Source organism: Photobacterium nomapromontoriensis, from assembly GCF_050336815.1.
Taxonomy (GTDB): Bacteria; Pseudomonadota; Gammaproteobacteria; order Enterobacterales; family Vibrionaceae; genus Photobacterium; species Photobacterium nomapromontoriensis.
On sequence record NZ_JAKJSL010000034.1, the window covers coordinates 13051 to 24115 of the forward strand.

General features: G+C 47.4%; 8 protein-coding genes. 2 read left to right on the top strand and 6 right to left on the bottom strand.

Annotation, left to right across the window (positions count from 1 at the left end):
* Positions 1-79 precede the first annotated feature (79 nt).
* Positions 80-553, bottom strand: a complete 474-nt coding sequence (gene greA, locus L4D12_RS14725) for a transcription elongation factor GreA (protein WP_428448602.1) — start codon at positions 551-553, stop codon at positions 80-82.
* 517 nt (positions 554-1070) lie between these two features.
* Here greA and L4D12_RS14730 point away from each other — a divergent pair.
* Entirely contained in the window at positions 1071-2069 is a 999-nt protein-coding gene (locus L4D12_RS14730) for a porin (protein ID WP_428448603.1), read from the top strand.
* 104 nt (positions 2070-2173) lie between these two features.
* The gene (dacB, locus tag L4D12_RS14735; protein WP_428448604.1) at positions 2174-3589 is read left to right on the top strand and encodes a serine-type D-Ala-D-Ala carboxypeptidase; all 1416 of its coding nucleotides are present in this window, start codon (positions 2174-2176) and stop codon (positions 3587-3589) included.
* A 123-nt stretch (positions 3590-3712) separates the two neighbouring features.
* Here dacB and carB read toward each other — a convergent pair whose 3' ends face one another.
* From carB to fkpB, 5 genes are all read right to left on the bottom strand, one after another.
* The gene (gene carB, locus L4D12_RS14740) at positions 3713-6937 is read right to left on the bottom strand and encodes a carbamoyl-phosphate synthase large subunit (protein WP_428448605.1); all 3225 of its coding nucleotides are present in this window, start codon (positions 6935-6937) and stop codon (positions 3713-3715) included.
* Between the two features lie 16 nt (positions 6938-6953).
* Complete coding sequence (gene carA / locus L4D12_RS14745; protein ID WP_428448606.1) at positions 6954-8093, bottom strand: glutamine-hydrolyzing carbamoyl-phosphate synthase small subunit; 1140 nt, start codon at positions 8091-8093, stop codon at positions 6954-6956.
* Positions 8094-8677: 584 nt separating this feature from the next.
* Complete coding sequence (dapB, locus tag L4D12_RS14750; protein WP_428448607.1) at positions 8678-9487, bottom strand: 4-hydroxy-tetrahydrodipicolinate reductase; 810 nt, start codon at positions 9485-9487, stop codon at positions 8678-8680.
* Positions 9488-9609: 122 nt separating this feature from the next.
* Positions 9610-10551, bottom strand: coding sequence for a 4-hydroxy-3-methylbut-2-enyl diphosphate reductase (ispH, locus tag L4D12_RS14755; RefSeq protein WP_428448608.1), 942 nt, complete (start codon positions 10549-10551; stop codon positions 9610-9612).
* A gap of 12 nt (positions 10552-10563) precedes the next feature.
* Positions 10564-10998 (bottom strand): FKBP-type peptidyl-prolyl cis-trans isomerase, encoded by a 435-nt coding sequence (gene fkpB, locus L4D12_RS14760; RefSeq protein WP_428448609.1) that lies wholly within the window; start codon positions 10996-10998, stop codon positions 10564-10566.
* Positions 10999-11065: the final 67 nt, after the last annotated feature.

Below are 11065 nucleotides of genomic sequence, written 5' to 3' on the forward strand. Positions count from 1 at the left end.
GCCTTTTTTATCTCTTAATCATGGCATGGAACGCCGTGATCGTTACTATTTTGTCACATTTAATAACAATTTAGTCTGATTAGATATAAGCCACTTCTGCAATTTCAAACTCGCGCTTACCGCCTGGGGTCACGATAGTCACTTCATCATCTTGCATTTTACCGATCAAACCACGGGCAATCGGTGAATTAACAGAAATACGACCCGCCTTAATTTCGGCCTCATCATCACCGACGATTTGGTAAGTCACTTCTTCTTCTGTATCGATATCAACCAGAGTGACCGTGGTACCGAAGATCACTTTACCGGTTTTAGTCATCTTCGTAACATCGATTACTTGCGCATATGATAGCTTATATTCAATGTCGCGAATTTGCGCTTCACAAATCCCTTGCTCTTCACGTGCTGCGTGGTACTCGGCATTTTCCTTCAAGTCACCCAGCTCACGCGCTTCACCAATCGCCTGAGAAATATGCGGGCGACGCTTCATCAGAGTTTCCAGTTCTTCGCGTAGCAGCTTCTCGCCGCGTACCGTCATTGGAATCTTTTCCATAAATTTCTTTACCTCAACGCCTGTATAGCCATAGCTATAAAAGGCAAAACAAAACCAGTTCGGCCTTATTGCCAAACCAGTCAATTAATGAATTGGGAGAACACTTCATTCTAAACAAAGATTCACCAGAGATCATCCTTGATACACAAATTGCGCAGCTAAGCGGATAAAACAAAATCAAAGATAATGGCCCGGTTAATGCTATTTACCTGATGTACGAATAATTTTATGTGTTTATGATCACAAATACATGCAATAAATTAATTCTATGTGCATGATTTCTCAAATAGAAAAACTAAAAACAACTAAAAGTTAATCTCATTTCAGAACTTTTCAAATTTCCTATAACCACTTGATTAATAGGGTTAACAACCAAGAAAAACAATGATCTTTGATTCCTTCAGAGTATTTTTCAGTTTTTTTTACTAACAGTTTAGCGCTAGCAACCAGTAAAAAGAACACCATGCATTTAGCACATATTTGTATACAACAAAAAATTCCCCAAAAGGATTCGACAATGAACAAGAAACTGATTGCCCTTGCAGTAGCAGCCGCCTCTCTTTCATCTGTAGCAAACGCTGCAGAAGTGTATTCTGACAATACTTCAAGTGTTGATGTTACTGGTCGTATTGAAACGGCAGCAGTTCTGTCTGACCATGATGTGTCTAATGATGGTTATAATAAAGCGCGTATTGGTTTTGCAGGCCAAACAGAAATCGCTGATGGCATTAACGCACTCGGTTATGTTGAAAAAGATTTTGCAGACTCAAACGATGAGCAATACCGTTACCTATTCGTTGGCGTGGCTAACGAAAACAACCAACTAGGCTACGGTAAAGCTGACGGCTCTTTGGGCATGATCACTGATTTCACTGATATCATGTCATTCGGTGGCGGTGCTGTGGGTAACAAAATTGCTGTGGGTGACCGTAGCGACAACAACCTTGCGTATGTCGGTACCTTCAACAACCTAACTGTTAAAGCAAACTATGTGTTTGATGGCGGTAAGAGTGCCGATGCTGACAACCACAAAGGTTATGCGGCATCAGCGAAATACGCGATGGATAACGGCCTAGCATTCGGTCTAGGTTACGGTGCACAAAACAACGGCACTACAAACGAAAACAACAAGCAAACATACGCTGGCGTATCTTACACCATGGGCGACCTATACTTTGGCGCACTATACCAAGATGCTAATCGTCACGACAACGTTGCAAGCTCTGCAGAAAGTCATCAGCGTGGCTATGAATATGCCGCAGCATACACCATGGGTAAAACGGTATTTACTGCAACCTATAACTACCTAGAAGTAATCCATTCAGCTAATGCACCTGTACTTGTCAACCAAGCTGGCGTTGATGCAACTTACTACTTCAACCCTAACTTCCGTGCGTATGTTGGCTACACCTACTTCATTGAAGATAATGGCTACTCACTAAGCGAAACAGACAACACTTCTTCATTCGTTCCAAACAACAACCAATTCGCAATTGGTGCACGTTACGACTTCTAATGTAATTTAGAATCTACGTAATCTATCATTAAAGGCGCGAACCTACGGGTTCGCGCCTTTTTGTTTTATGATAGGGGCCTCGATGGATTTACCAAAGGCCACTCATGTTACGTTTTTTGCTCGCACCACTGAGCCTCTGCTTCTCATTATTGGCTTCAGCGGCCACCAGCAACCTCCCCTCGCCGGACTTTTCCGCCTTGCCCAATGGCAATGACAGTGCACTGGTGATTGTGGATACCAATAGCGGGGACACACTATTCCAACAGCGGGCTGATCAACTGCAACCGCCCGCCAGTATCCAAAAAATGCTCACTGCACTGGCGGCGAAGCTCTACCTCAACAATGACTTTCAGTTCGAAACGACACTGGCCCAGCGCGGCAACGACATCGTCATCAACTTCAGCGGCGACCCGACTCTCTCGCGTCAACAGTTAAGTCGCCTACTCGGCCAACTGAAAAAGCATGGCATCACAACGATTAAGGGAAATATTTTACTTAACGGCAGTCAATTTAACGGCAACGAACAGGCTCCCGGCTGGCCATGGGATATCCTCGGCGTATGTTATAGCGCACCATCGAGCAGCTTGAGCCTCGAGCACAATTGTGTGCAAGGGGCGCTATACAGCAACCAAGCCATCGGCCAGCTTACCCGAGTGAATGTTCCCAGCCACCAGCCCATCACCGTCACCACAGAAGCCACAATCACCGACAAAGAAAAACAACGCGATAGCTTCTGTGAGCTGAACTTAACCACGCAGGCTAACAATAACTACCTGCTTAGTGGCTGTCTGGCGCAACGTGACAAACCGCTACCATTGAACTTTGCGGTACAAGATACTGAAGCCTATATCAGCCAGACCATTGCCAGCGAACTGAAGCGCTTAGGCATTCGCCATCAGGGTAAGATCTATCGCGATGACACAGCGGCTGGCACCATCATTGCTCGCCATCATTCAGCAACACTGAATGATCTGCTCAATACCATGATCAAAGATTCCGACAACCTGATTGCCGATAACCTGACTAAAACCCTCGGTGGCCGCTACTTCAACCAAACGGGAAATTACGCCAATGGTACCGCTGCGATCAAAGCCATCTTACGAGATAAAGCGGGGATTAATCTCGATAATGCGGTACTGGTCGACGGTTCTGGCTTGTCACGCAACAACCGGCTAACCGCCAATCAGATAATGGAAGTACTCACTTACATTGACCAACATGATAAAACGCTGGGACTGCTTGATGCCCTACCGGTTAGCGGTGAGAGCGGCACTCTGCGTTACCGTCAGAGTATCCGCCATCAACCACTTCAGGGGAAAATACAAGCTAAGAGTGGCTCCTTATATGGCACCTATAACCTGGCAGGGCTGATCAAAACCCAATCAGGGCATTCATTGCTGTTTGTCCAGATGATCACTAACTATCACCCCGTAGAGCCCGCGGATGATACTGTGAAAGCCCCCCCAGCCATTGAAACCTTTGAACGATCACTATATCAAACACTATATAACCATTATTAATGGCAACGCTTAACCGCGACACGTGAGAGACAATGCAAGTAAACAGGTGCGAGTAACGCGTAAATAAGCTTGAAAAAAAACGGCCCGCATTAAGCGGGCCGTTTTTATTTCGATTTAACGTGATTAGGCGTTGTGAATACGCGCATGAAGCTCCTGAACTGACGTTACCGTATTACGGTCATCAGCAGTCCATGCCATGCACGTTGCAAATGCCGCGTTTAGCGTCGTGGTGTAGTTCACCTTCTCTGCCAATGCGCCACGGCGTAGCAATTTAGAATCTTCAATGGCCTGGCGGCCTTCTGCAGTGTTAACAATGTAGGTGTACTCATTATTCTTGATACGGTCAAGAATATGCGGACGACCTTCATGTACCTTGTTCACCAAGCGGGGGTTAATACCAGCTTCGCCCAGTACCACTGCCGTTCCGTGAGTCGCATCCAGCTCGTAGCCTTGTTTAACCAGTTTCGAGGCTAGGTCAACCACACGTTGCTTATCGTTACCACGTACTGACAATAGTGCTCGGCCTTTCGCCTGCTTCACTTTGCCACAGCCAAGCTCTGCTTTCGCAAACGCTTCAGCGAACGTATTGCCCACACCCATGACTTCACCGGTTGAGCGCATTTCAGGGCCAAGCAGCGGGTCAACACCTGGGAACTTGTTAAATGGCAGCACCACTTCTTTCACTGAGTAGTACGGTGGAATGATCTCTTTGGTAAAGCCTTGTGATTCAAGAGACTGACCGGCCATCACACGTGCAGCAATTTTCGCCAGTGGTGCACCGGTCGCTTTAGAGACAAACGGTACGGTACGGGCGGCACGCGGGTTCACTTCAATCAGGTAAACTTCGTTGTCCTTCACCGCAAACTGGGTATTCATCAAACCACGTACACCCAGCTCAAACGCAAGGTTCTTCACTTGCTCACGCATCACATCCTGAATTTCTTTGCTCAGCGTATACGCCGGCAGAGAACAAGCTGAGTCACCCGAGTGAACACCCGCTTGTTCAATGTGCTCCATGATGCCGCCGATAACCACTTGCTCACCATCGCAAATCGCATCAACATCAACTTCAATCGCATCATCAAGGAAACGGTCTAGCAATACAGGAGATTCATTTGAAACACTCACAGCTTCATTAAAGTAGCGGCGAAGGTCGGCTTCATCGTAAACAATTTCCATCGCACGACCACCCAGTACATAAGACGGGCGTACAACCAATGGGAAACCAATCTCTTTCGATTTCTCTACCGCCTGCTCCATGGTGGTCACGGTCGCATTATCTGGCTGTAGTAGGCCTAAGCGATCTACCGCTTGCTGGAAACGCTCACGGTCTTCAGCACGGTCAATCGCATCCGGGCTGGTACCGATAATTGGCACACCTGCCGCTTCCAGTGCGCGAGCGAGTTTCAGTGGCGTTTGACCACCGTACTGAACAATCACACCCTTTGGCTTTTCTACACGAACAATGGCTAGCACATCTTCTAATGTAACGGGTTCGAAGTACAAGCGATCTGACGTGTCATAATCGGTTGAAACGGTTTCTGGATTACAGTTCACCATGATGGTTTCATAACCGTCTTCGCGCAGTGCCAGTGACGCATGTACACAGCAGTAGTCAAATTCAATGCCCTGGCCGATACGGTTAGGACCGCCGCCCAAGATCATGATCTTGTCTTTGTCAGTCGGCTGCGCTTCACACTCTTCATCGTAAGATGAATACATGTAAGCCGTATCAGAAGCAAATTCAGCAGCACAGGTATCTACGCGCTTGTACACAGGGTGGATATCGTACTGATCACGCAGCTTACGAATTTCTAACTCAGCGATACCCAGCAACTTCGCCAAACGCGCATCAGCGAAACCTTTACGCTTTAGCTTGCGCAGTACATCTGCGTTAAGACCAGCAAAGCCTGCTTCTTTGACTGCGTTTTCTAGCTTCACCAACTCTTCAATCTGAACCAGGAACCAGCGATCAACGTTGGTCAGGTTAAACACGCCATCGACAGACATACCGGCACGGAACGCATCGGCGATATACCAGATCCGCTCTGCACCCGCATCTTTCAGCTCATGACGGATCTTCGTCAGTGCATCTGGCGCATCCAGATCTACCATCTCATCAAAGCCGGTTGCGCCGACTTCCAAACCACGTAATGCTTTTTGCAGCGATTCCTGCTGGTTACGACCAATTGCCATCACTTCACCCACAGATTTCATCTGGGTTGTCAGGCGGTCGTTAGCACCGGCAAACTTCTCAAAGTTGAAGCGCGGGATCTTAGTCACAACGTAGTCAATCGTTGGCTCGAACGATGCAGGTGTCGCGCCGCCGGTGATGTCATTCATCAGCTCATCAAGGGTGTAACCAATTGCCAGTTTTGCTGCGACTTTTGCAATCGGGAAACCCGTTGCTTTAGAAGCCAATGCCGATGAACGTGATACACGCGGGTTCATCTCGATGATAACCATACGGCCATCTTTCGGATTAATACCAAACTGTACGTTTGAACCACCCGTTTCAACACCAATTTCGCGCAATACCGCCAGCGATGCATTACGCATCAACTGGTATTCTTTATCGGTTAGCGTTTGTGCCGGAGCAACGGTGATAGAGTCACCCGTGTGGATCCCCATCGCATCGAAGTTTTCAATCGCACAAACGATAATGCAGTTATCATTCTTATCACGAACCACTTCCATCTCGTACTCTTTCCAGCCGATCAGGGATTCATCGATAAGCAGTTCGTTCGTCGGTGACAAATCTAGGCCACGACGACAGATTTCTTCGAACTCTTCTTTGTTATACGCAATACCGCCGCCCGTTCCACCCATGGTGAATGACGGACGGATAATGCATGGGAAGCCAACCATATCGAGAACTTTATAAGCCTCTTCCATGCTTTGAGCGGTATCCGCGCGTGGGCAAGATAAACCAATAGATTTCATTGCCTTATCAAAGCGTGAGCGGTTTTCTGCCTTATCAATGGCATCCGCCGTTGCACCAATCATTTCAACACCGAACTCAGCTAACACACCGTGCTTTTCAAGCTCAAGCGCACAGTTTAGTGCGGTCTGGCCCCCCATGGTTGGTAATACCGCATCTGGGCGCTCTTTTTCAATGATCTTGCGTACCACTTCCCAATGAATTGGCTCGATGTAGGTCGCATCGGCCATGTCAGGATCGGTCATGATTGTTGCCGGATTCGAGTTCACCAAAATAACGCGGTAACCCTCTTCACGCAGAGCTTTACACGCCTGCGCGCCTGAATAGTCAAACTCACAAGCCTGACCGATAACAATTGGGCCAGCACCCAGAATGAGAACACTTTTAATGTCTGTACGTTTTGGCATTGCTTACTACTCCGGCTTAGGCGCTGTGCTGTTTAATCAAGTCGATAAAGTGGTCAAAAAGTGGTGCAGCATCGTGGGGACCCGGGCTCGCCTCTGGGTGGCCCTGGAAACTGAATGCGGGTTTATCAGTGCGGTGAATACCCTGTAGCGAACCATCAAACAGTGATTTATGCGTGGCACGCAGGTTCTCTGGCAACGTTGCTTCATCAGCCGCAAAACCGTGATTCTGGCTAGTGATCATGACCACATCACGCTCTAAGTCTTTCACGGGGTGGTTAGCACCATGGTGACCAAACTTCATTTTCACTGTCTGAGCACCGCTCGCCAGTGCAAGGATCTGATGTCCTAGGCAAATACCGAAGATTGGCAGGCCTTTCTCTAGAAACACTTTGGTTGCTTCGATAGCGTAAGTACATGGCGCAGGGTCACCCGGGCCATTTGAGAGGAAAACGCCATTCGGGTTCAGTGCCAGTACTTCCTCCGCAGAGGTTTGAGCGGGAACAACCGTCAAGCGACAACCACGGTCAACCAACATGCGCAAAATATTGCGTTTGGCACCAAAATCATACGCGACAACGTGATAAGGCAGCTCGCTGTCATCTTTAGGTTCAGGAAGACCACCTTCCAGCGTCCATGAGCCTTGCTTCCATGAATAGGTTTCGCTAGTGGTCACTTCTTTAGCCAAATCCATGCCTTTCAAGCCAGGGAACGCTTGCGCTTTCGCCAGTGCCAACGCTTCATCAACATGATTACCGGCAACAATACAACCGTTCTGCGCACCTTTTTCACGTAGTAAGCGAGTCAGCTTGCGGGTATCAATGTCAGCGATGCCAACAATGTTTTGTGATTTCAGATAATCAGAAAGAGAAAGTTCATTACGGAAATTTGAAGCGAGGAGGGGAAGATCTCGAATTACCAAACCTTGAGCATGAATTGCAGTGGATTCTTCGTCTTCGGCATTAGTGCCGGTATTGCCAATATGGGGATAAGTAAGCGTAACAATCTGTTGGGAATAAGAAGGGTCAGTGAGAATTTCCTGATACCCCGTCATCGAGGTATTAAAAACAACTTCACCAACGGCCGAACCATCTGCCCCGATGGATACGCCGCGGAACACTGTCCCATCTTCCAGGACTAACAGCGCTGATTTGCTCAAGACAACCTCCAATAAAAATAAAAATTCACTTAAAACAGATAAAATTGCAACTACCCATTCCATACAAAGTCAAAAACATAGTCAATCTTATTTTTGACAAATTGCGCGCATTCTAGGGATGACACTCCAAACTGTCAATATATGACCTAAAAATAATTTTATTTTTAGCCATTACAAGCGAAACCAAGGTCAAAAGCACGAAAAAAACAAGATAAGTCAGGTTTATTTAGGCTGAAATTCTACCCATGATAATTTTATCGTTTGCTTTTTCTTCCCATTAAAACAAAAAATAAAAACAACATTAAATAATAAAATACAAGCAAGTTAACTTGCGCTTTTGGTAGTAAAAGGCGAAAACAAAGACCAAGGCACCAAAATACACACAAAATACCACGTAATAACAGGGGGGCTGTCATCACGCCACATAATGGGACTATCGCCATTGAGTAAGCGCTTTTTATGCAGGTTATATTGAATATTAATGAAGAGAGGAAGAGATAAGACACCCCCAAGAAGTCATTTTCTCAGGGGTTAACACTGCTTAATAGCTAACAAAGGCAATTACATGCTAGCCCATGGGGCATTTACAGCTCATCGAGTCCAAGCACATCTTGCATGCTATAAAAGCCGGCAGGTTTATCATTAAGCCACACTGCTGCACGGACGGCACCATTGGCAAATGTCATTCGATCTGTCGCTTTGTGGGTAATTTCGACTCGCTCGCCAAGATCTGCAAACATCGCGGTATGTTCACCTACAATGTCACCCGCACGAATAGTCGCAAAGCCAATTTCATCGCGACTGCGTTCACCCGTGATCCCTTCTCGAGCATAAACGGCGACATCACTGAGGTTATTACCCATCGCACCGGCAATTGCCTCTCCCATGCCGATCGCGGTACCAGAAGGCGCGTCCACTTTGTGACGGTGATGGGCTTCAATGATCTCAATATCACAATAATCCCCCATCACTTTGGCCGCTTTTTCCAGCAACTTGAACACTAGGTTTACCCCTACACTGTAGTTAGGAGCCATCACCAGCGGCATCATAGTTGCGGCCTGATCGATCAGCTCTCGCTCCTGATCCGTAAAGCCGGTAGTACCAATGACAATTTTCTTACCATGCTGTTGACAAAATACAATGTTCGCTAACGTCGCCACAGGCGCGGTAAAGTCAATCAGCACATCAAAATCATCGACCGCTTTTGCTAAATCATCCACAATCGCAACAGAAATCGTACCAATACCCGCCAACTCTCCTGCATCAGCCCCGACAAGCGTCGATTCAGAACGCTCAGTCGCCGCAGTGAGCTGTGCCTGTTCTGACAAATACGCTGCTTTTAGTAATTGGCGGCCCATTCGCCCTGCCGCACCAGCAATCGCAATTCTTACCATTGCGTCCATTCTCCTGTGTCTATTTTATGAGTAAGTCCCAATGTATCCTGTTGGCGCAGATAAAAAAAGCCCTGGCTGTGCCAGGGCTTATGTTTACATCACGGTAACAAAGCTAATCGCTATTAGATATTTTTTATCTGCAGTTCTCGCGGCACTTCGAAGAACATATTCTCTTCACGCCCCGTTAACTCTTCCACCTCAGCTCCCGTGATGGCTTGGATACGCGCGATAATCTGATTAACCAACGCCTCAGGTGCTGATGCACCCGCTGTTACTCCAATCTTGGATACCCCAACAAACCACTGGCTATCAATATCTTCCGGACAATCCGTCAAATACCCCGGCGTCCCGAGTTTTTCAGCTAATTCACGGAGACGGTTGGAGTTTGATGAATTTTTCGAGCCGACAACGATCATGGCATCGACATCAGTAGCCATTTCACGCACCGCATCCTGACGGTTCTGAGTGGCGTAACAGATATCATCTTTACGCGGCCCTTGAATTTGTGGAAAGACTTCACGCAGTTTGGTAATCACATCTGCCGTTTCGTCAACAGACAGGGTTGTCTGGCTGACATAATGTAAATTACTCGGGTCTTTAACTGGCAACATATCGACATCTTCAGGTCGCTCAACCAAGTACATCCCCCCCGCGTCGCTCGCATACTGACCCATAGTGCCTTCCACTTCGGGATGGCCGGCATGGCCGATCAACACCACTTCCATGCTGCGGCGACTGGCACGAGCTACCTCCATATGCACTTTGGTTACCAAAGGGCAAGTGGCATCAAACACAGTCAGCTGACGGGCTTTCGCTTCATTGCGAACACCCTGTGATACCCCATGCGCGGAGAAAATCACAATGTTATCGTCAGGCACTTCATGCAACTCTTCGACAAAAATTGCCCCTCGCTGCTTCAGCCCTTCAACCACAAAACGGTTATGTACCACTTCATGACGGACGTAAATCGGTGGCTGATACATTTCCAGCGCACGCTCAACAATACTGATCGCTCGATCTACACCGGCACAGAAACCACGCGGGTTTGCGAGTAAAATTTTCATTGCTAACAACTCTTAGTTTTCAATGGCAACGACTTCTACTTCAAAAGTCACGCGCTGCCCAGCAAGAGGGTGATTAAAATCAACCGTCACGGAATCCCCCGTAACGTCTGTAATGATACCCGGAATGTCGCTTCCATCTGGACCAGCAAAGGCGATAATGCACCCCACTTCAGCGGGCACATCACCACTAAATTTGGCCCGATCAACATGATGGATATTATCGGGATTCGGCATCCCGAACGCATCTTCAGGATCCAGCTTAAAATCGCTTTTTTGACCGAGTTTCAACCCCAGCAAACATTGCTCAAAATTATCGGTTAAGCTGCCATCCCCCATCCGGAACTTGGCAGGTTTGCCCGCAGCATGGGTAGAATCAGCGACTGAGCCATCGTCTAACCTGATGGCAAAATGCATAAGTACTTCGCTATTTTTTGTGATTACCGACATCTGAGATCCTTTCATTATTGTCATACTGCGCTGAGGGGCTAAACCCTATTTTCAGGCTCCATTTAAC